The 21,873-nt window shown below is 59.4% G+C and carries 18 protein-coding genes; 7 read left to right on the top strand and 11 right to left on the bottom strand.

The features are described 5' to 3' along the window. The first annotated feature begins 49 nt into the window (after positions 1–49). From ACWGZX_RS02610 to ACWGZX_RS02595, 4 genes are all read left to right on the top strand, one after another. Positions 50–484 carry a hypothetical protein gene (locus ACWGZX_RS02610; protein WP_452627171.1) on the top strand — a complete coding sequence of 145 codons (435 nt, stop codon included), beginning with the start codon at positions 50–52 and terminating at the stop codon, positions 482–484. A 177-nt stretch (positions 485–661) separates the two neighbouring features. Beyond that, complete coding sequence (locus tag ACWGZX_RS02605; RefSeq protein ID WP_452627170.1) at positions 662–2,509, top strand: amidohydrolase; 1,848 nt, start codon at positions 662–664, stop codon at positions 2,507–2,509. 273 nt (positions 2,510–2,782) lie between these two features. Further along, complete coding sequence (locus tag ACWGZX_RS02600; protein ID WP_452627169.1) at positions 2,783–4,195, top strand: purine-cytosine permease family protein; 1,413 nt, start codon at positions 2,783–2,785, stop codon at positions 4,193–4,195. Positions 4,196–4,347: 152 nt separating this feature from the next. Then, a complete protein-coding gene (locus ACWGZX_RS02595) occupies positions 4,348–5,355 on the top strand; it encodes an Ldh family oxidoreductase (RefSeq protein ID WP_452627168.1) in 1,008 nt (335 codons plus the stop codon). Between the two features lie 115 nt (positions 5,356–5,470). Here the strand turns inward: ACWGZX_RS02595 and ACWGZX_RS02590 are convergent, their stop codons facing one another. From ACWGZX_RS02590 to bamA, 10 genes are all read right to left on the bottom strand, one after another. Then, on the bottom strand, positions 5,471–7,051 hold the full coding sequence (locus tag ACWGZX_RS02590) for an aldehyde dehydrogenase (NADP(+)) (RefSeq protein ID WP_452627167.1): 1,581 nt from the start codon (positions 7,049–7,051) through the stop codon (positions 5,471–5,473). Between the two features lie 136 nt (positions 7,052–7,187). Beyond that, positions 7,188–8,585: a fosfomycin efflux MFS transporter AbaF gene (gene abaF / locus ACWGZX_RS02585; RefSeq protein ID WP_452627166.1), complete on the bottom strand. Its 1,398-nt coding sequence runs from the start codon at positions 8,583–8,585 to the stop codon at positions 7,188–7,190. A gap of 70 nt (positions 8,586–8,655) precedes the next feature. Next, positions 8,656–9,573, bottom strand: coding sequence for a dihydrodipicolinate synthase family protein (locus ACWGZX_RS02580; RefSeq protein WP_223521390.1), 918 nt, complete (start codon positions 9,571–9,573; stop codon positions 8,656–8,658). Positions 9,574–9,700: 127 nt separating this feature from the next. After that, on the bottom strand, positions 9,701–10,729 hold the full coding sequence (locus tag ACWGZX_RS02575) for a trans-3-hydroxy-L-proline dehydratase (protein ID WP_452627165.1): 1,029 nt from the start codon (positions 10,727–10,729) through the stop codon (positions 9,701–9,703). 218 nt (positions 10,730–10,947) lie between these two features. Then, positions 10,948–11,670 carry an amino acid ABC transporter ATP-binding protein gene (locus tag ACWGZX_RS02570; RefSeq protein WP_452627164.1) on the bottom strand — a complete coding sequence of 241 codons (723 nt, stop codon included), beginning with the start codon at positions 11,668–11,670 and terminating at the stop codon, positions 10,948–10,950. After that, positions 11,663–12,313, bottom strand: coding sequence for an amino acid ABC transporter permease (locus ACWGZX_RS02565; RefSeq protein WP_027924790.1), 651 nt, complete (start codon positions 12,311–12,313; stop codon positions 11,663–11,665). The genes ACWGZX_RS02570 and ACWGZX_RS02565 overlap by 8 nt, the downstream gene beginning before the upstream one ends. 10 nt (positions 12,314–12,323) lie before the next feature. Next, complete coding sequence (locus tag ACWGZX_RS02560; RefSeq protein WP_452627163.1) at positions 12,324–12,989, bottom strand: amino acid ABC transporter permease; 666 nt, start codon at positions 12,987–12,989, stop codon at positions 12,324–12,326. Then, the gene (gene lhpI / locus ACWGZX_RS02555) at positions 12,982–14,760 is read right to left on the bottom strand and encodes a cis-3-hydroxy-L-proline dehydratase (protein ID WP_452627162.1); all 1,779 of its coding nucleotides are present in this window, start codon (positions 14,758–14,760) and stop codon (positions 12,982–12,984) included. The genes ACWGZX_RS02560 and lhpI overlap by 8 nt, the downstream gene beginning before the upstream one ends. Before the next feature lie 10 nt (positions 14,761–14,770). Further along, entirely contained in the window at positions 14,771–15,589 is an 819-nt protein-coding gene (locus ACWGZX_RS02550) for an ABC transporter substrate-binding protein (protein WP_452627161.1), read from the bottom strand. A gap of 328 nt (positions 15,590–15,917) precedes the next feature. Next, complete coding sequence (gene bamA / locus ACWGZX_RS02545; RefSeq protein ID WP_452627160.1) at positions 15,918–18,284, bottom strand: outer membrane protein assembly factor BamA; 2,367 nt, start codon at positions 18,282–18,284, stop codon at positions 15,918–15,920. A 221-nt stretch (positions 18,285–18,505) separates the two neighbouring features. On the opposite strand from bamA, the gene ACWGZX_RS02540 reads away from it, so the two are divergent. The 3 genes from ACWGZX_RS02540 to ACWGZX_RS02530 all read left to right on the top strand — a co-directional run bounded on the left by ACWGZX_RS02540 (position 18,506) and on the right by ACWGZX_RS02530 (position 21,017). Further along, complete coding sequence (locus tag ACWGZX_RS02540) at positions 18,506–19,189, top strand: response regulator (RefSeq protein WP_452627159.1); 684 nt, start codon at positions 18,506–18,508, stop codon at positions 19,187–19,189. Continuing rightward, positions 19,186–20,448 carry an ATP-binding protein gene (locus tag ACWGZX_RS02535; protein ID WP_452627158.1) on the top strand — a complete coding sequence of 421 codons (1,263 nt, stop codon included), beginning with the start codon at positions 19,186–19,188 and terminating at the stop codon, positions 20,446–20,448. The genes ACWGZX_RS02540 and ACWGZX_RS02535 overlap by 4 nt, the downstream gene beginning before the upstream one ends. Positions 20,449–20,567: 119 nt before the next feature. Continuing rightward, positions 20,568–21,017 (top strand): hypothetical protein, encoded by a 450-nt coding sequence (locus ACWGZX_RS02530; RefSeq protein ID WP_452627157.1) that lies wholly within the window; start codon positions 20,568–20,570, stop codon positions 21,015–21,017. A gap of 84 nt (positions 21,018–21,101) precedes the next feature. On the opposite strand, the gene ACWGZX_RS02525 is transcribed toward ACWGZX_RS02530, so the two are convergent. After that, entirely contained in the window at positions 21,102–21,851 is a 750-nt protein-coding gene (locus ACWGZX_RS02525) for a helix-turn-helix domain-containing protein (RefSeq protein WP_452627156.1), read from the bottom strand. Positions 21,852–21,873: the final 22 nt, after the last annotated feature.

Here is a 21,873-nt window from a genome sequence, read left to right as displayed (position 1 = left end):
GTACTCGACATGTCGTTGAGCAGCGTCACCATTAAAAAAAGGAAAAATTATGCAGGCTGGTTTTGATTTGGAAGTTGGACTTGGAATTATGAGTTGGTTTTGTGCAAGTGGCATCGTGACGACACTTCTGCTTGTTTTTCCTATTCTCCAGTTTAGTGGTTATTTAGGGCTGTGGCCGATTGGTATCTCAGTGCTGGTGACCATAATACTTGGCGCCACCAGCATCTTCGCAAGGCGTGACCATAAAGTCAGCATATCCATTGTCCCCGAAGGATTGATTTTTCGTGATGAGGCTGTTGGTTTTCATCGTCAAGACCTGATCCTGAACGAAGAAATACGCTCAGTCCGAGTTCGGCGTAATCCATTTTTCAAGACGCTTATCATTGATTTAAAAGAGACGAATCAACGTTTTTCTCTAAGCAATGTAATGCTTCCTGACGATTTCCTTTCGCAAATACAAGCGCGTATTGGTGGTGAAAATTAAGTGATCCTGAATAAATCTAGATAGGCCTGTCTGGCAGGCCAGCTAATCGCCTTACCCCTCCTCATTTGTGGAGGTCCATCCAAAGCCCGCGCGCTATAGGGTATGCCTTGCATATCAGGGGCTTGCGCGCAGGCTGTTCGGGCCTCTTCCAAAACTATAAAAACAGAGGTGAGGCAGTTGAAATTTTCCAGGCTTTTTGTCGCCGTTGCGGCGACAACCGCATTTTCCGGTCTGGCGCTGGTGGGGTGCCAGACGCAGGGTTCGACCCCGGCAGACATGGTCATGCGCAACGGCTATGTCTACACCGTCGATGGCCAGAACTCGGTGCAGCAAGCGATTGCCGTCACGGGTGGGAAGATTGTCTATGTCGGCAATGACGAAGGGGTTGCCTCGTACATCGGTAAGCAAACCCAGCTGATCGATCTGGCGGGGCGCATGCTGATGCCGGGGTTCATCGATGCGCACATGCACCCGGGCGACGGCGGTCGTGCCATGACTTTGTGCGACCTGAAATACCAGACCATGACGCGTAAAGAGTTCCAGAACACCATTCAGGCGTGCCTGGATGCCGACAAGGATAAGGGGCCTGATGTCTGGCTCGAAGTCGGCAGCTGGGACCGGATGGGCATGGACGGACTCGATGGCGACCCCGACAAATCGACGCTGGACGCACTCAAGACCAACCGGCCGATTCAGGTTCGCTCCACCGATTTTCATACCGTGCTGACCAACTCGCGCGGCCTGGCGGTCGCTGGCATCAACAAGCACACGGCCAACCCCAGTGATGGCAAGTATGTGCGCGACAGTGCCGGCAACCTCACCGGCATCTGCGAAGACGGTGCAGCGGACGCAATGGCCGCCGTGGTGCCTCCGGCCACCGATGCCGAAAAACTCAACCAGACCCGCGCTGCGCTCGACGCCATGCGTCAACAGGGCATCACCAGTTTCTTCGATGCCTTGTCGGGGCCGGAAAATGGCAAAGCGTTCACCACCTTGCAGCAGTCGGGTGAGCTGACCGCCCGGGCCTTGCTGGCGATAAAACTGGACCCGGCGGCCGCAGCGGCCGACCCGACGAAGACCATCGCCGAGGCCAAGGCGATGGCCGCGACTTACGACCAGGGCGACGCCAAAGTCGCGCCGGGGGTGAGTATGCGTCACGTCAAATTGTTCATGGATGGCATCATCAATGCGCCGGCGGACACCGGTGCGATGTTGACGCCGTACCTGCACAACGCTGGCACCGATAAGGCGCCAAAATGGGCGCCGGGTAAAAACGTTGGCGAGCTGTATTTCCCGCCGCAAGTGCTCAAACCGTTGCTGTTGCAAGCCGTGCAAGCCGGCCTCGACCCGCACCTGCACGCCACCGGCGACCGCGCCGTGCGTGACTCACTCGATGGCATCGAATACGTGCGCCAGCAATTGCCCGGCAATGGTTTTCGCCCGGCCATCACCCACAACGAGTCTGTGGACCCCGCCGACTATGGACGCTTCAAGTCCCTCGACGTGACTGCCAACATGTCCTTCCAGTGGGCGCAGCAAGCGCCGTCCACGGTCGACGGCACCAGCGATCACCTCGGGCCTGCACGTTTTGCCCGCATGGAACCCTCGGGCAGTATCGCCCGCGCTGGCGGCCGGGTGGCGTATGGCAGCGACTGGCCTGTCGACCCGCTCGACGAGTTCCTGGCGCTGAAGATCGGTGTCACCCGTTCCGGTGATCCGCTGAACCCGCACAGCTATGGCCCCAAGTACGCCGGCCGACTGAATGCCGACCCGGCGCTATCCCGTGCCGAAGTGCTGCGCACCATTACCCTCAACGCCGCCGAGCAACTGAAGCTGGAGAACGTCGTCGGTTCGGTCGAGGTCGGCAAGTTTGCGGATCTGATCGTGCTGGACAAAAACTTCATGCAGGTGCCTGAAGATGAATTGGCTCGCAACGCGGTGCTGATGACGGTGGTCGGTGGCAAAGTCGTGTGGGCCAAAGCGCCGTTCGTGGGACAAGTGGCCATGACCGAACAACAAAAATAACCCCATTCCCACTAATGCCGATCAGTTAAAAAATTTCTGCGTTAACGCAATTTCTGTAGCAGCTGGCGAAGCCTGCGTCCGGCTGCGCAGCAGTCGTAAACCTGAGTTTGCGGTCTACCTGAAACACCGCATCGTCTGATTTCACGACTGCTGCGTAGCCGGACGCAGGCTTCGCCAGCTGCTACGGACCGTGTTGTGGCTTAACTGATCGGCATGACCCATGCCCACCTTGAATTGTGTGAATGCCTTCTACCTTTGAAGAGAATAAAAATAATGACTCAGCTCCACGATAATCAGCAACGAAGTCCCCTGATCGAGACACGCTCGATCGATTTCATCCCCGAGGCCGAGCGTCATGGCAGCCTCTACAGCCAGTTCACCCTGTGGCTGGGTGCCAACCTGCAAATCACCGCGATCGTCACCGGGGCGCTGGCCGTGGTGTTGGGGGGTGATGTGTTCTGGTCATTGATCGGTTTGCTGATCGGCCAGTTGCTCGGCGGCGCCGTCGTCGCCTTGCATGCTGCCCAGGGACCCAAACTCGGGTTGCCGCAGATGATCTCCAGTCGTGTGCAGTTCGGGGTGTACGGCGCGGCCATCCCGATTGTCCTGGTGTGCCTGATGTACCTCGGTTTCAGCGCCACCGGCGCGGTCCTGTCCGGGCAGGCGATTGCCCAGTTGATCAGCGTCAGCGACAGCACCGGCATCCTGATATTTGCCGCGTGCATCGCGTTCCTGACGATCTTCGGCTATCGGGTGATTCACCTGGTGGGAAGGGTGGCCAGCGTGCTGGGCATCATCGCCTTCGCCTACCTGTTCACCCGGTTGATGACTCTCAACGACATCGGCCTGCTCCTGGAAAACCGCCACTTTGGCTGGAGCACGTTCCTGCTGGCGGTGTCGCTGTCGGCGTCGTGGCAGATTGCGTTTGGCCCGTATGTGGCCGACTACTCGCGTTACTTGCCGAGCAAAACCTCGTCCTGGAAAACCTTCACCGCCGTCGGCCTGGGGACTGTGCTAGGCGCCCAGGCGTCCATGGTGCTGGGGGTGTTTGCCGCTGCGTTGGCCGGCACCAACTTTCGCGGTCACGAAGTGGCGACCATCGTCGGCCTGGGCAGTACCGGGGTGATGGCGTCGCTGCTGTACCTGAGCGTGGTGTTCGGCAAGGTCACGGTGTCGACGCTTAACGCCTATGGCAGCTTCATGTGCGTGGCCACCATCATCAGCGGTTTCCGCAGTCGCCTGGAAATCACCGCCCGCCAGCGCATGCTGTTTGTATTGCTGATCGTCGCGGCATCTACCACGCTCGCATTGGTCGGCCAGTACTCGTTCCTGAACTCGTTCAAGTACTTCATCCTGTTTTTGCTGACGTTCTTCACCCCGTGGAGCGCGATCAACCTGGTGGACTACTACTTCATCAACAAGGAGCGCTATGACATCCCGGCCTTGTCCGACCCGGCAGGGCGTTACGGTCGCTGGAACGTGTTGGGTATCAGCGTGTATGTCAGCGGCGTGTTGATCCAGCTGCCTTTTGTCGACACGCACTTCTACTCCGGGCCGATGGTCGCGCAGCTGGGTGGCGTGGATATTTCCTGGATCGTCGGGCTGGTGGTGCCGGGCGTTCTTTACTACCTGTTGGCGAGGAAATCGGCGGTGGTGGTGCCGGTTGCACGAAGTACGAAGGCCTGACCGACAGGGGCGACAGTGCATTGCTCGTCATTGCACTGTCGCGGGTCCTTGATGAAGCACCTATGCTGATTTCGTCACTCCCCCCGTGCAAACCCATCAAGCCCTATCGCCTCGAATAGACCACCCTGACCGGTCTGTCCAAGGAGATGACCATGATCCGACTGACCCTGATCGAAGCCCATGCGTTGGCCGAATCGATCCTGTTGCACAACGGTTTTAACCAGGCCCATGCGCGTGCGGTGGCGGCGACGGTTATCGCCGGCGAGCGTGACGGCTGTGCCTCCCACGGTTTGTACCGGATTCTGGGGTGTGTCAATTCCCTGCGGGCCGGCAAAGTCTCGGCCACCGCCGAACCTGAGGTAATCAATCAGGCGGCGTCGATCGTGCGGGTGGATGCCGGCGGTGGTTTTTCGCAGCTGGCTTTTCAGGCGGGTTTGCCGCTGTTGACGGAGAAAACCCGAGTCAACGGGATCGCGGCGTTGGCGATCAATCACTGTGTGCATTTCTCGGCGCTGTGGGTGGAGATCGAGCAGTTGACTGCTGCCGGCCTGGTGGCGCTGGCGTGTAATCCGAGTCATGCCTGGGTGGCCCCGGCCGGTGGGCGCTTGCCGGTGTTCGGCACCAATCCCATTGCCTTTGGCTGGCCCCGTCAGGGACATGATCCTTTTGTGTTCGACTTCGCCACCAGTGCCATCGCCCGTGGCGACATCGAACTGCACCGCCGTGCCGGCAAAGCGATCCCCGAGGGCTGGGGCGTGGATGCGCAGGGGCAGTCCAGCACCGATGCCAACGTCGTGCTCGACCGCGGCGCGATGCTGACGTTCGGCGGGCACAAGGGCTCGGCGCTGGCGGCCATGGTGGAGCTGATTGCCGGGCCGTTGATCGGTGACCTCACCAGCGCCGAGTCACTGGCTTACGACGCGGGCAGCAAGTCGTCGCCGTACCATGGTGAATTGATCATTGCCCTTGATCCACGGCGTTTTTTGGGGGACTCGACGGAGGCACATTTGGCCAGGGCCGAAGTGTTGTTCCAGGCGATCGAAGGGCAGGGCGCACGCTTGCCATCCCAACGGCGATACGAGGCGCGGGCGCATAGCCTGGTGGAAGGGGTGCAGATTCCCGAGGCGTTGTATAACGACCTAAAAGCGCTGTTGGCTTGATTGATTATTGTAGGAGCTGGCTTGCCAGCGAAGGGGCCGGCATCGTCAACATCCCTGTTGACTGACACACTGCCTTCGCGAGCAAGCTTGCTCCTACAAGGTGTCCGCGTGTTTTTCAGATCGGGTTTCGGTGGCTGTTGCCGTCGACCAGTCGGGCAATGCCCAGTGGATTAGCGTTTTTCAGCGGGTCGGGCAAGAGCGCGTCAGGGCAATTCTGGTAGCACACCGGGCGCAGGAAACGTTCGATGGCCAAGCTGCCGACCGAGGTGCCACGGGCATCGGAAGTGGCCGGGTAGGGACCGCCATGCACCATCGCATCACACACTTCGACGCCCGTGGGGTAACCATTGAACAGCACCCGACCGACCTTTTGTTCCAGCAGGGCCAGCAGCTCTGCGTGCTCATGCAGGTCCTGTGGTTCGCCAATCAGGGTCGCGGTGAGTTGACCGTGCAAACTGTTCAGCGCCTGGCCCAGTTCGGCCTTGTCGGCTACTTCGACGATGAGGGTGGTCGGGCCGAACACTTCCTCTTGTAGCAATGGATCACCTTCGAGCAGCAAACTGACGTCGGCCTTGAACAGATGGGCGCGCGCCTGATTGCCGTGTTGGCCATGACCGGTCAGGTGGGTCACGCCCGGGTGGCTGAGCAATGCCTGCACCCCTTTTTCGTAGCTACCAAGGGTGCCGGCGTTGAGCATGGTTTGCGCCGGTTGTTCAGCCAGCAGCGCAGTTAGGGACTCGGTGAAGGCACTGAATTGCCCCGAGCGCAGGCCGATGACCAATCCCGGGTTGGTGCAGAACTGGCCGCAGCCGAGCACGACAGAGGCGGCCAGTTCGCTGGCAATGTTGTCGCCGCGAACGCTCAGTGCTTCGGGCAACACCACGACCGGATTGATGCTGCTCATTTCGGCGAACACGGGAATCGGTTGTGGTCGTGCGGCAGCCATGTCGCACAGTGCACGGCCACCTTTGAGCGAACCGGTGAAACCGACGGCCTGGATCGATGGGTGTTTGACCAAGGCTTCACCCACACCCGCCCCGTAGATCATGTTGAACACACCCTTGGGCATGCCGGTCTGCTCGGCAGCGCGGATGATTGCATCGGCCACTTGTTCGGCGGTCGCCATATGTCCGCTGTGGGCCTTGAACACCACCGGGCAACCGGCGGCGAGGGCCGCAGCGGTATCGCCGCCGGCCGTGGAGAACGCCAACGGGAAGTTGCTGGCGCCGAACACCGCCACGGGGCCGACGCCGATCCGGTACTGACGCAGGTCGCTGCGTGGAAGCGGTTGACGCTCGGGCAAGGCGCGGTCGATGCGTGCAGCATAAAAGTCACCGCGACGAAGGACCTGGGCGAACAGGCGCATCTGGCCGCTGGTGCGTGCGCGTTCACCCTGTATCCGTGCGTTCGGCAATGCGGTTTCGCGGGTGACCAGGGCGACGAATTCGTTATCCAGGGCATCCAGTTGTGCGGCGATGGCTTCAAGAAAATCCGCACGGCGTGCCGCCGGCATGTTGCGAAACTCAGGGAATGCAGCGGCAGCGGCCTGAGTGGCGGCGTGCACCTCGGCCTCGGTGGCTTGTATGAAAGAGAAGGGCAGCGCCTCGCCGGTGCTGGCGTCATGGCTTTGCAGAGCAATGCTGCCGGCGGCGCTGCGTGTACCGCCGATGTAGTTGTGGCCGAGTATCTGGGGCATGGAAACTCCTGTCGGGTAAAAGGTAATACAACCCTTGTAGGAGCGAGGCTTGCCCGCGAAGGCGGTGTGTCATCCGACATTGATGGTGAATGACACACCGCCTTCGCGGGCAAGCCTCGCTCCTACAGGTTTTGGGTCACGCCAGTGAATCGCTCCGGCGCGGGGCTGCGGGGACGGTGGTGTCCAGCGCAGCAATGCGCGCGGCGGACTCGGCATCCACCGCGTGCAGCGACTTGCCACGGGTTTCCCGGGTCAGCCCTACGGCAACGACGGAAATCAGCGAGGCACCGACCAGGTACCAGGCGATCGGCGTCGAGCTGTGGTACTTGTTGAGCAGAGTGATCGCGATCAGCGGGGCCAGGGAACCGGCAAAAATCGGCGCCACCTGGTAGCACAGCGAGAGGGCGGTGTAGCGCACGTGAGTCGGGAACATCTCAGCCATCAGCGCCGAATACGGTGCATAGGTCATCGATTCGATGGCCAGGCCCAGGGTGATGGCGGCCATGATCAGCCAGTTGTTCCCGGTGTCCATCATCGGGAAGCCGACGAAACCCCAAAATGCGGTGAGCACGGCGCCGACGAGGTAGACCGGTTTGCGCCCGACCAGATCGGACAGGTAACCCATCAGCGGGATCAGGAAGAAGTGCAGCAAGTGAGCACCGAACATCAGAAACAGAATCTCTGAAGTGTCCTTATGCACCACCAACTTGAGGTAGGTGATGGAGAAGGTCACAACGGTGTAGTAGAGAATGTTCTCGGCAAACCGCGCGCCGATGCCCACCAGCACCGAACGCCAGTGGTGACGCAGCACTTCTGTCACGCCCAGTTGTTGCTGCTTGGTTTGCGCCTGACGAGCCTGGGCTTCCTTGAAAATCGGTGCGTCATCGACACTGGTGCGAATCCAGTAGCCGATCAACACCACCACCGCCGAGAACCAGAACGCCACGCGCCAGCCCCAGGCGAGGAATTGCTCTTCAGACAAGTTCGACGACAACAGCAGCAAGGCGACCGTCGCGACCAGATTCCCGGCTGGCACACCGGCTTGCGGCCAACTGGCCCAGAAGCCACGGCGATTGTCCGGGCAGTGTTCGGATACCAGCAGGATCGCGCCACCCCATTCGCCGCCAAAGGCGAAACCCTGGATCAGCCGCAACAGCACCAGCAACACGGGCGCCGCGTAACCGATCTGGTCGAACCCGGGCAGGCAACCCATCAGGAACGTCGTGATGCCGACCACCACCAGGCTCAGTTGCAGCAGGCGCTTGCGGCCAAATTTGTCACCGTAGTGACCGAACACCAGGCCACCCAGCGGGCGGGCGAGAAAGCCCACGGCGTAGAGCGCGAACGCGGCAATGATGCCGTCGACGGGGCTGTCGGTCTGGCGAAAGAACAGTTGGCCAAAAACCAATGCCGAGGCCGTACCGTAGAGAAAGAATTCATACCACTCCGCGACAGTACCGGCCATGGCGGCGGCCACGACGCGTTTGAGTCCGCAGGGGGTGGTTGCGCGTTGAGTGTCTTGAAGGTTGGGCATACTGACGTTTCCTGTAGAGGCGCAAAAACAGGCAGCCGGGTCGGGCCGTGAAGGCCCGCCCGGCAATCACTCAGAGACCGACGTCCGGCAGTTGCGGACGGTTCGCCAGGGCTTTGGCCATGATTTGTTCGACGAACACCCGATCCGCTTCCGGCAAGGCCAGGCGTGGCGGACGGGTCAGCGCGCTGCCGCGACCGGCAATGGCTTCACACAGTTTGATGCACTGCACCAGGTCGGCACGGGCATCCAGGTGCAGGATCGGCATCAGCCATTCGTAGATCGGCATGGCTTCGGCGAAACGCCCGGCCTTGGCCAGACGGAAAATGGTTTCACCCTCTTTCGGGAACACGTTGGACATGCCCGAGACCCAGCCTTCGGCACCGACGGCGATGCTTTCCAGCACCACATCATCCAGGCCCGCAAACAGCACGAAGCGGTCGCCGACTTCATTACGCACGTCGATGAAACGGCGGGTATCGCCGGAGGAATCCTTGAAGCACACCACGTTGTCGCAGTCGGCCAGGGAAATCAGGATGTCCGGGGTGACGTCGTTTTTGTAGATCGGTGGGTTGTTGTAGACCATCAGGGGCACGTCGGCGTTTTTTGCCACGTAGCGATAGTGCTCGGCGGTCTCAAAGGGCTTGGAGCTATAGACCAACGCCGGCATCAGCATCACGCCATCGACGCCGACCTTGCGCACGGCGTTGGCGACTTTGGCCGCTTGCACGCTGGTGAATTCAGCCACGCCACAAATCACCGGTACTCGGCCGCGAGAAGCATCGACAGCGACTTCGGTGACGGCGATTTTTTCTTCGGCGGTCAGCGAGGTGTTTTCGCCTACCGAACCACACACCACCAGGCCCGACACACCATCGCGGATCACGTTGGAAATCACCTGGTGGGTTTTATCCAGGTTGATGGTGAAGTCATCGTTGAATTGAGTGGTCACCGCGGGGAAGACGCCACTCCAGTTAATACGTTTGCTCATTTGTTGCCTCCGGATCGTTAAGTGTATTTCGTATACGATATTTAAAATGAAAAGATTCGGCCAGTGCTTTTTCGGGTTTTTGGGGAGATTTAGTAGCCGTTGGTCTGGGTGTTCAGGGATTAAGCGCTCAAGCACCCGGCCAGGTGTCGGACAGGCGATAGCCCTGTGGCCATGGATCGCTCGGATCGAGCAGCAATTGGTGGGTGCCGGTGATCCAGGCCCGCCCGGAAATGCACGGGTAGATGGCGGGGCGGCCGGCCACTTCGGTCAGCGAGTCAATGCGACAGTGGAACTCGGAACCGATGATCGAACGACCGATAAAACGTTCGCCAACCTGCATCAGGCCCTTGGCCTGCAACACGGCCATGCGCGCCGAGCAGCCGGTGCCGGTGGGTGAACGGTCGATTTTGCCGGGTTGAATCACCACCGCATTGGCGCCGGTGGCAATGCCGTTTTCGTGGACGATGGGCGCCGCGATCTGGCAGAAGGAAATATGCGACCACTCCGGGTTCAGCGGATGCACAAACCCTAATTGCTCATTGGCCGCCCGAGTGATTTTCAGCCCGACGTTCACCAGATCGGCGGCCTCGTCCGGACTGATGGAAAAGCCCAGCCCCTTGGCGTCGGCGATCACGAAACTGTCACCGCCATAGGCGGTATCCACCTTGAGCGAGCCGAGACCTTCGACTTCGATCCACGCATCGAGGCGATCGGCGAAGGACGGCACGTTTTTGATTTCGACCCGTTCGACTTTGCCATCACGGCAATCGGCAACCACCTCAATCAGACCTCCGGGAGCCTCCAGCACCATTCGGGTTTGCGGCTCGGTCATCGGCAGGATGCCGCTGTCGAGCAACACAGTGGCCACGCACAGTGAGTTTGAACCGGACATCGGCGGGGTGTCCGCCGGCTCCATGATGATCCAGGCCATTTGCGCCCGCGGGTCCTTGGCCGGCACCAGCAGGTTGACGTGGCGAAACACGCCACCGCGCGGCTCGTTGAGCACAAAGTTGCGCAGGGTTTGATCCTTGGCGATCCATCGCGACTGTTCCCACACGGTGGCGCCGGGCGGCGGGGCGACACCGCCGACGATCACGTCACCGACTTCGCCTTCGGCGTGGCAGCTGACGACATGGATTACTTTTGATGAACGCATGGTTTCCTCCTTGTGTTGCCTGTTAGAGCCTCTTCGCTGGCAAGCCAGCTCCTACAGGATTTGGTGGTGTACATAAAATGGGTGGTCGACACCGATCACTGTAGGAGCTGGCTTGCCAGCGAAGATTGCAAGGACGACGCGTTTATCCAGACTGCACGCGTCATCGTTGACGACCATCGCTGGCAAGCCAGCTCCTACAGGGTTGAGTTGGCCTTGGGTTATTTCACTGATTTCAAAAACGCCGCAGTCTCCGCATGCACCGGGTTACCAATCACCTGATCCGGCGACCCAATCTCATGCACCAGCCCATTGCGAAAGAACGCCACACGGTCGGACACATCGCGGGCGAAGCGGATCTCGTGGGTCACCAGCACCATGGTCATGCCGTCTTCGGCGAGCATGCGCATGGTGTCCAGAACCTCGCCCACCAGTTGCGGGTCGAGGGCTGAAGTGGCTTCGTCGAACAGCATGTAGTCCGGTGACATCGCCAGGGCGCGGGCGATGGCCATGCGCTGCTGTTGACCGCCGGACAGCTTGCCGGGGAAGGTCTTGAGCTTGTCGCCCAAACCGACGTGGGTCAGTTGTTGCACCGCCAGTTCCTCGGCTTCGGCTTTGCTTTTGCCCAGCACTTTGCGCGGGGCCAACATCACGTTCTCCAGGACCGTCAGGTGCGGAAAGGCGTTCCATTGCTGGAACACGATGCCGATCTTCTGTCGCAGACGGTTGAGGTCGGTGGCGCTGTGATGGACCTCGACACCGTCCACGCGGATGTTGCCTTTCTGGATCGGTTCCAGGCCGTTGATGCACATCAACAGGGTGGATTTGCCGGAGCCGGAGCCGCCGATGATCGACACCACCTCGCCCTTGTTCACGGTCAGGTTTACGCCCTTGACCACTTCGAGGTTGCCGAAGGATTTGTGTACGTTGTCGATTTCAATCATTTTCCTGCCACCTTCTTTCCAGACGAGCGCCGAGGCGTGCAACCACCAGGCTCATGACGTAGTAGATAAGGCCCGCGATGCACAGCACCAGCAACGGCTCCTGGATGCGGGTGACGATGGTTTGCGAGGCGCGCAGCAGTTCGACGATGCCGATCCACATCACCAACGCGGTGTCTTTCATGACACCGAGCACCAGGTTCAGCCAGCCGGGGAAGGCGACTCGCGTGGCCATCGGCAGGACGATCCAGCGCAGGTCCTGCAAGAAACTCAGGCCCAGTGAGCGGCTGGCCCGGCGCACCGTGAAGGGCACCGCTAGCACGCCGCCACGCACGATCTCGGTGAAGTACGCGGCGGTGTACACCCCGAGCACGATGCAACCGACGCTGAAGGCGCTGATGTTCAGGCCGACGATGCTTTTGAGAGAGTTGAACAGCACGAACTGGATCAACAACGGCACGCTGCGAAACACGTCCAGCACCCAGGCCAGCGGCAGGCTGGCCCGTGGCAACAAGGCCCGCAGCAAGCCGAACAGCAACCCGGCGATGGAGCCGAGGATGATCGACCAGAACGTCAATTGCAGCGTGACCCAAGCGCCATTGAGTAGAAACATCAGGTCATTCGAGGAAAAACCGGTGGCAAACATGGACAACTCCTCAGTAACGAAACAACCGCCAGGCAAACAGCCGGGCTGTCGCGACGATCGTCTTGGCAATGGCGTAATACAGCACCGCCGCAATCGCGAAGTACTCGAACGTGCGGAACGTTTTGACGTTGTAGTCCTGGGTCACCCCGGTCAGGTCATTGTTCAGCCCCACAATCACCCCCAGCGACGTCATCAACACCGCCCAGACCATTTGGTTAGTCAGCGGGTAAAACACAATTCGCAGCAGCTGCGGGACGATGATCATGCGGTAGGTCTGAAAGGCGCTCATGCCCAGTGACCGAGCGGCGCGCACCTGGGTCTGCGGCACGGCCTTGAGCCCGCCGCGAAAGTTTTCCGCCAGGTAACCCGCGTTGTTGAACGTGATCCCGGCCAGCAGCGCGAGCCACGAGCTGACATGCAATCCGAGCGAGCCGAGGCCGAAGTAAAGGATGTAGATCTGGAACAGTGATGGCGTGTTGCGGGCAATCGATACCCAGCCATTACCAATACCACTCAGCACCGGGTTTTTGCTTTCGCGCATGACCGTCAGGGCCAGGGCGATGAGTACCCCGAAGATCATCGACAGTGCCGCGGTCTCGAAGGTGACCACGGCGCCGGCGAGCATATCCGGCAAGGCGCGCAGGGCTGAGCGCCATTGGAAGGTGTAGTCAAACATACGCAGGGCTCTCCAGTTGGGCGGCAGGTTGCAGCCAGGCCGGCAGGCGCCCGCTGGCCGTGGCGTTACACGCAGCATCGACGCACTCTGCAAGGCTGGCGAAATGCACCTTGCGACCCACCAGACCGGGTGCGTAGTGGGCGTACTTGCCCGAGTTGGTCATCAGCGTGGTGGCGGCGGTTGGAATCACTGGCTCGCCGAGCATGCACCAGCAGGTGTCGGTGACCAGGGTGGCGCCGAAGGCCTCGATCACCGCGATGTGTCCGGCCTGGCGTGCCTGCTCCAACACTGCGCGACCGCAGGTGATGGCGAGTACGACGTTCGGGTGTTTGTGCCGACCTCGGCACAGCCGCGCCATATGAGCAAATTCACTAAGGGAAAAATGCGGGTTGCCCAGCGACACCACATCCACCCGGTGATCACGGGCACTGTTGAGCTCGCGCCAACTCACCAGCAGGTCTTTCAGGCGGATTTTTTCCACGGGTATGGATGCATCCGCTTCCAGTACCTGTGTCGGGTCGATGGCCTCCGGAGTGACCCCGGCGATATGAAACAGTGGTGCCGCCGAGGTAGTGGCAAACGCTGCGCCGAACGCTTTGAGATCGTCCAGGCTCGGCTTGCGGTTTTCCAGGCCCAATACCAGCGGCACGCGGCTGCCGGCCAGTGCACCGATGTGATATCCGAGCAACGGGTAAAAGGCATCGTCCAGTTCACCGAGTCCGGGCACCTCGATCTGCAAGCGGGCCTTGCGTTGCGCGTCCAGGTGACAGCCGATCAGTGGGGCACGGCCGGTGAGGGCGATGCAAATGTCGAGGTAGTCCGGGTACTTCAGGGTGCGTGCGCCGAGCACGCTGTTGGCGTAAACCACGGCATTGGATTCGGCCCAGACAATCTGCTCGCCAGCCTTGGGCGCACTGTCGAGCAGGTAAGGTGCACAGGTGTAGCTGAGTTGCGCGCCCATCGCCATATAGGCATCGCCCAAGGCACTGGCCGGCTCGCCGAGGGCCGGGTCGATGCCCAATTCGCGCCAGCGGCGCTGGTCCACGGAAATCGAATTGAGGGTAGTGGGCACCCGCACTTTTGCCCCCCACTGCACCAATTGTTGGGCAAAGCGCAGGCTTGCAGGTCCGGTGTAGATGCAACCATCGATGTGCGCCTGGGTGACATCCACCAGACGTCGGGCCCCTTGCAGATCGGCCATGCGCAGAACAATGCGCATGGCCATTTGCGCAGCTTGTCCATGCTGACCGTCGAGCAGCGCCCGATCAAACTCGGTGAGCTCGATTGAAGCGCGGCTATCGGTGTTGGATAAAGGTTTGTCGAGCGCCTGCCAGGCATCGCCGGGCAGGTGCTCGAACAGGCTCAGCATGGCCCCGTCGACCCGGGCGAAGGCCTGATCGTGCAAGGTCGCGAAGGCCTCCCGGCCGATGCAGAGCACCGGCAGAGAACGGGCAAAAATAGTCTGCGCCACCAGCACGCCCAGGGTCAGGATCTCATCCGGTTCGGCCAGCACCAGTGCCGCCGGTGCATGGCCGTTGCTGATCAGTTCCATCAACACACTGCTGCCGGTACACGAACCGCGTCCGCTGGGAATCGCCAGCACACGCCCCGCCAGGTATTCGCCGCTGAGCGGGTGGTGGCGATCGATGACCTCGCCACTGCTGGAGTCAACCCCGCCCCAGAAACTCAGCCCGACATCGGCGAACAGCAGGGCACCTTGAGCGGCGCCCGCGACCAGGCTGCGACCGGTCAGAGAAACGGACCTAGGCATGCCGGACATCTCAGTAGTAGACCTGTGGCACGGTCAGGTTGGCCGGCGAGATATCGGTGCCGACCCATTTGACGAACAGCTCCTTGTAGCGACCGGTGCGCACCTGCTGGTTGACGAACAGGTTGAGGTAGTTGAGAAGGCCATACTCGTTGCGCTTGGCGCCGAGGGAGACGTAGTCGATGACGTAGGGGGCGTTACCGGCGACTTTCAGGTTTTTGTATTTACCCGATTTGAGGGTGGCGGCGGCGACGGTGTTGGTGACCACAGTGGCGTCGATGTGGCCCTGGGCAACGGCCAGCAGGGTGTCGTTCTGCGACTGATAGGCACGGAAGCTACCGGTGCCCCAATTCTTCACGTCTTTTTCCAGGGCGATGGCCTCATAGGTGCCGCTGGTGTTGCCCACGGGTTTGCCTTTGAGGTCGTCGAAGCTGTTGATGCCCGTATCGTCGCGGGTCAGCACCACCATTTGGAAGGCGAAGTAGGGCACGGTGAGGCCAACAGTCTTGGCCCGTTCGAGGGTGTCGGACGTGGAGGCGACGATCACGTCGGCGCGTCCGGAGACCAGCGCCGGAATGCGGTCCGGGAACGGCGTCTCGACCACTTCAGCCTCGACCCCGAGGATCTTCGCCAGGTCGCGGCAGTAGTCCACATCGAAACCGGCCGGGCTGTTGCTGGCATCGCGAAAACCCATGGGCGGGAAGTCCAGGGTGACGGCGCAGCGCAGCTTGCCTGCACCGATGATGTCGTCGAGCTTGTCGGCCTGGGCGTTGGCGACAAAGAGGGTACTGAGAACAGCGCTGAGGGCTACGGCAAATGCGGGGTTTTTCATAGAGGCCTCGTTCGTGTGAAGTGCTGTTGAATATCGTATTGAGGATTTCGTATACGATATTAACAATAGCAAGTGGCGTGCCTATTTCCAGTCCTTGAGGTGAATTAGTTGGTAGACCTTGAGGTAGGGGGCTTGGAGCGACATGACCGGGGTAGTAATGCCCAGGGGGGGGCTCGTGGGCCCCAGTGGCTGGTGTTACGTATGGGAGCAACGGGAAGCAGAGCGCCCCTTTAAGGAACACCGATTGGCGAAAAATGGGTGAGAAGCCCGTAATTCCCTTCCGGCATAACAGTTGCCGGTCCCTCTACAATGGCCTCCCACACATGGGTCAAAAGGTCTTTCCCAGAGAGAACTGGAACACTTGCGTTTCAGCGTTATCGGGAGTTCGAATCGGCAGCGCCAAGCTGAATGACAGCGGCCCCAGTGCGCTGTACCAGGTCACGCCAACCCCCAGCGAGCTTGCCATCTGGTTCAGATCTACGCCGTTGCACCCTTGAGTGGTGCTCAAATAACACTTGTTCGAATAGACACTGCCCGCGTCCCAGAACACCGAAGTGCGTACGGATTTAGTGTCTTTGATGAAGGGCATCGGAAACAGGTATTCCACGCCGCCGGTGATGAGCACATTGCCGCCCAAGGCGTCGGTGTCCCGATCGGAATAATAGGCTTGACCGGCACTGGCATACTTCCCGGTGGCGGGGGTGTTGCGCGGACCCAAGGTGCCGTTTTTGAAACCGCGAACTGACCCTTCGCCACCCGCCGTGTAGTTTTCATAGAAAGGCAAGCCATCGGTTGAGCCGTAGCTGTAGCCATAGCCGAGATTGGTATGGAAACGCAGTGATGTGGCAGTGCTGACCGGCAGATAGGTCTGCCCGGTGTAATCGATCTTGTAGAAGCTCAAGTCGCTTCCCGGCACCGTCACCGTAAGACTCAGGTTCTGTGAATGGCCGCGAGTGGCCAGCACACTTCGGTTCAGGGTCGACTCCGACCAGCCGAGACTCGCCTTGAAATTGGTGAACTCCTTGCCTTCGCGCTGGATAAAGTCGTAGATCTCATCCGCGCTATAGGTGCCAGGCTCGATGCTGTCATGTTGTGCCATCAGGCCAAACGTCACCCGCGAGGTCTCATTGATGGGATAGCCAAGCGAGGTTCCGGCACCAAAGCTGTTGATGGAATAGTACGAGGCGCCGTTACCGTAGTATTTATCGTAGTCGGTGTGGTTGTAGAACAGGTTGTAGCCCAGGCTCACGCCATCCGAAGTGAAATAGGGATCGACAAAGCCGAAGTTGTACTTGCTTTGATATTCACTGCGGGTCAAGCCGATGCTGACCTTGTTACCGGTACCCAGGAAGTTGTTCTGAGTGATCGAACCACCGAGGATCAGGCCGGCACTTTGTGCGAAGCCAATGCTGGCAGTGATCGAACCGGAAGCCTGTTCTTCAACGCGGTAGTTCACGTCAACCTGGTCATCGACACCTGGCACAGCCGGGGTTTCGACGTTCACTTCTTTAAAGAAGCCCAGGCGCTCAAGACGCGTCTTGGATTGATCAATCAGGTAGGTCGAAGCCCAACCACCTTCCATCTGACGCATTTCGCGGCGCAGCACTTCGTCTTCGGACTTGGTGTTGCCACGCAAGTTGATACGGTTAACGTAAGCACGTTTGCCCGGATCCACAGCGAAGGTGATGTCGACCGTGTGGTCTTCATTATGGGGCTGAGGCACGCCGTTGACGTTGGCGAAGGTGTAACCCTCGTTACCCAGACGGCGGGTGATCAATTCCGAGGTGGTGGTCATCAGCTTGCGCGAGAACACCTGGCCTTTCTGAACCAGCAGCAGGGACTTGATCTGATCTTCAGGGACTTTCAGGTCACCGCTCAGCTTGACGTCACGAACGGTGTACTTATCGCCTTCGTTGACGTTGACAGTGATGTAGACGTGCTTCTTGTCCGGGGTGATGGACACCTGGGTCGAAGCGATATCCATATTGATATAGCCACGGTCCAGGTAGTAGGAGCGCAGACGCTCCAGGTCACCGGAAAGCTTTTCACGCGCGTACTTGTCGTCGTTCTTGAAGAACGACAGCCAGTTGGTGGTCTTCAGTTCGAACAGGTCGATCAGGTCTTCTTCAGGGAAAACGGTGTTACCCACCACGTTGATGTGCTGGATAGCCGCGACGGTGCCTTCGTTGATATTGACCTTCAACCCGACACGGTTACGGGGTTGCGGCACTACTTCGGTGTCGACGGTGGCGGAGTAGCGACCCTGGGCGACGTATTGGCGCTGCAGTTCGTTGCGCACACCTTCGAGCGTGGCACGCTGAAAGATCTCGCCTTCAGCCAGACCGGATTGTTTGAGGCCTTTCATCAGGTCTTCAGTAGAGATCGCCTTGTTACCCTCGATCTCGATACTGGCGACCGACGGGCGCTCGACTACCGTGATGACCAGGACGTTGCCATCGCGGCCCAGCTGGATATCTTGAAAGAACCCGGTTTTGAACAACGCACGAGTGGATTCCACCAGGCGACGATCATCCGCCTGTTCACCGACGTTCAACGGCAAAGCACCAAAGACGCTACCCGCGGAGACCCGCTGGAGGCCATTGACGCGAATATCGGAGATTTTGAAGCCTTGGGCGTGCGCAAGTGTGGCATTGAGCAGCAGCGCAACCGAGCAGAGAAGGTGCGAAAAATTCATCAAGTTGTTCCAGGATACATCGACAAGCAGCGCAGGCACGCCTGGATAACTCGCCGTAGACGGGTCACCGCACAGGGGCCAGGCGGGTGGATATCAAGCATAAAAGCGCGGGATGTTTGGTGCGGTTAACCTAGTGTCAAGTTAGGTAAAGGTTGGACTGAAGCGATGACGGTGCGCGGTGCAATAGAGATAATGCGACGATGTTCAATCAAGAGCCCGCCATGATCTCCGTATTGCTAGTCGACGATGACCAGGAACTGACGGCAATGCTCTGCCAATACCTGGAGCGAGAAGGCTTCGAGGCGACTGCCGTGCACACCGGCGAGGAGGGCGAACACCACGCGCTTTCGGGTCGTTATGGCATTGTGGTGCTGGATGTGATGTTGCCGAGACTGTCAGGTATCGAGGTTCTCAGGCGTATCCGGGCCAGCAGCCAGGTGCCCGTAGTTTTGCTCACGGCTCGTGGCGACAATATCGACAGGATCACCGGCCTGGAACTTGGCGCCGATGACTACGTGCCCAAGCCCAGCTCTCCGGGTGAACTGGTGGCGCGCTTGCGGGCGATCATGCGTCGGGTGCGATCGATGAGCCAGCCAGCCATGGAAGTCATCAAGAGCGGCACTCTGACCTTGTGGCCGGGCAAGCGTCAGGCTCAGTGGCATGGGCGCGAGCTGGGCCTGACCAGTACCGAGTTCAGCTTGCTTGAAGAATTGGCCCGACGGGCAGGACAAGTGGTGAGTAAACAGGAGCTGTCGCTCAATGCCTTGGGGCATCCGTTGACCCGCTATGACCGGCGCATCGATGTGCACATCAGCAGCATTCGCCAAAAACTGGGGCCGCGTTCCGACACCAGCGCGTGGATTCAGAGTGTGCGTGGCCTCGGTTATCTGTTGATCGCGGAATGATGAGGCCAAGCCGCTTGTACTGGAAACTGTTCCTGGCGTTCTGGCTGGCTACCAGCCTGACCTTCTTTGTCGGGCTGGGCATTCTGATCCTGGAAAACTTCCGCCCCGGCGATCCTCATCTGGAGGTTGTCCTGGTCAGTGAGGAACAGCTGCTGCAGCAATTTGGCATCGAATCGGGCAAGCAACTCCTGGCGATTTGGCAGCATCCTCCTGGTCAGGCCATTGGCGTATATGACGTTGCTGGCCAGTTGCTGGCCGGCTCACCGGTATCGCAACCGACTTATGAGCGCTCGTTCATCAGTAAAGAGGGGGTCACACTTTCGCTCAGGTCCTCTCGTTTTCCTGGTCGCGACGATAATGGCAGGCCCGGGCGTTTGACTCCGCTGATCGTCGGCACCGTGATGAGTGCGCTGTTTAGCGGGTACCTGGCCTACTATCTGGCTTGGCCGTTGGCCTACTTGCGGCGGGCGATGAGCGATGTCGCGCAGGGGCACTTCGATACCCGGGTCAAACCGATGATGGGCAGGCGCCGCGATGAAATCGTCGACCTGGCCGAGGACTGTGACCGAATGGCCAACCAGTTGAAATTACTGGTGGAGGCTCAGCAGCATCTGTTGCACGACATCTCCCACGAACTACGTTCACCGTTGACGCGCATGCAGGCCGCCATTGGGCTGTTGCATCAGGTCCCGACTCGCCTGGAAATGATCGAGCGCATCGAGCGCGAGTCGGTACGCATGGATACGCTGATCGAGGCCCTGCTGACCCTGGCGCGCTTACAGGGCCGGCCCGAGAGTTTCGAGTGTGAATCACTGGATGTCATCGAGTTGTTGGCGGAAATCGTCGAGGACGCCCAATTCGAGGCGCAGATAAAAAATTGTCGGGTCAGTCTGCAGGCCTGTCCGGCCTTCGTCAGCCGTGTCAACGGCGAGCTGTTGTATCGGTGCTTCGAGAACGTCATTCGCAATGCAGTGCGTCATACCCGGTCGGTGAGTACGGTGCGGGTCTGCGCCGCGGTCGATCTGCCAACACAAAGCCTGACCGTACAAATTATCGATCAGGGGCCAGGAGTCGAAAGCAGCAGGCTGCAGAGCATTTTCCATCCCTTCGAGCGTGGTATCGGCGAGCACAGCGGCGGTTTCGGCCTGGGACTGGCGATCGCCTCCAGGGCGGTAGAGGTGCATGGCGGCACTATTACGGCGTACAACGAGCCGTCTGGTGGGTTGATCATGGATATTCGTTTGCCCCATCGGGCTTGATCTTTACACGAAATTACATTGCCTTGACCGCCCTGTACGCTCTGTCTCAGTAGACTTCTCACTGAAGCTTACTCAACGTTTGCTGATTTTCTGAGTGATGCCATTGAGGGGAGGTGGGCATGTTTCTGGTTCATAAAAAGGGATTTGTATCTGGGCAGAAAATGGTGGACGGGCTGGTACCCTATGATTTCTTCTGCGAAGACAATCCGGATATCAACCTGTTTGTATTCACTGGTTCTGCCACACCGGGCAAGGCGGTCAAGGAACAGACGCTCTGGGGGTTTACCCGCCTGGAACGTTTTGAGGCGCTGAGCCACACCTTGGTGGCGAACAAAAGGAACGACGGCTGGTTTCAAAATGTGAGCGTACTCACCGGACCAACCCGGAACGGTACTCAGGCTGTGATGTTTCAGCGAGTACTGAAAATCATCAAGCATACCGTTGCATTGGGCCAAACTGCGCCCCAAACGGATTATGAGATCCACACCGTTGAAGGTGATACCTACTTCACTCGTCGTCCCACTACATTGGATACTGCACAATCTGTCATCTATGCAGCAGATCAATAACCTGCCCGCGTCAACCATCATCCACGCAGCGTCATAAAAACCGATAGCCTCAGTGCCAGACAGGCTCATGAGAATGTTATAGGTTCAGTGTTGATTGTCGCGATACTGACTCGGCGACAAACTGGTCAACGCCCGAAACTGCCGGCTAAAAGCACTATGGTCGGTATACCCACAACGCAAGGCAATCTCGGTAATCGGCAAATCGCTATGCAACAACAACCGTGAACCCTCTTCCAGCCGTGCCTTGTGAATCATCTGCCGCGGTGTGAGCTGGAATACCCGTTTGCAATGACGCTCCAGTTGCGCCACCGAATACCCGGCAATGTCCGTCAACTCGGCAAGGCTGATAGGTCGGGCAAAGTGATCACGGATATGCGAATCCACCGCGGCGAGCTTTTGATAAGCAGGATGATTCGATTGTGGCGATTGCAAATCGCGGGAAATGCCGGCCAGGCCAACGATGCGACCTTGTTCATCTTTGAGGGCAAGTTTGTGGGTCAGGCACCAGATCGGCTGGTTGCCGAAATACAGGTGCAGTTCCAACTGGTCGGCTAGTACCCGGCCGCTGGAGAGCACCCGTCGATCCTGTTCGGCGTACAGCGGGCCGAACTTTTCCGGGAAGACCATTTCAGCGGTGCGTCCCAGCAGTTCCTCACTGTGTTTGAAACCGCATCGCCGCGCCAGCGTCTGGTTGACGAAGGCGTAACGGGCTTCGCGATCCTTGATGAAAAACACCACGTCCGACAGGGTATCGAGCAGCGGCGCGATCGGCTGAAGACTGTTCAGCAGCGTCGGCAAGTCACAGGGTTTAAACGTGGTGAGCGAGGGGTACATGGCGTAGGGGGCCTGATGTCGA

It is taken from the genome of Pseudomonas sp. CLCA07 (genome assembly GCF_053615335.1).
The sequence above is the reverse complement of the archived record's forward strand: the minus strand, read 5'-3'. Positions and strand labels throughout refer to the sequence as shown.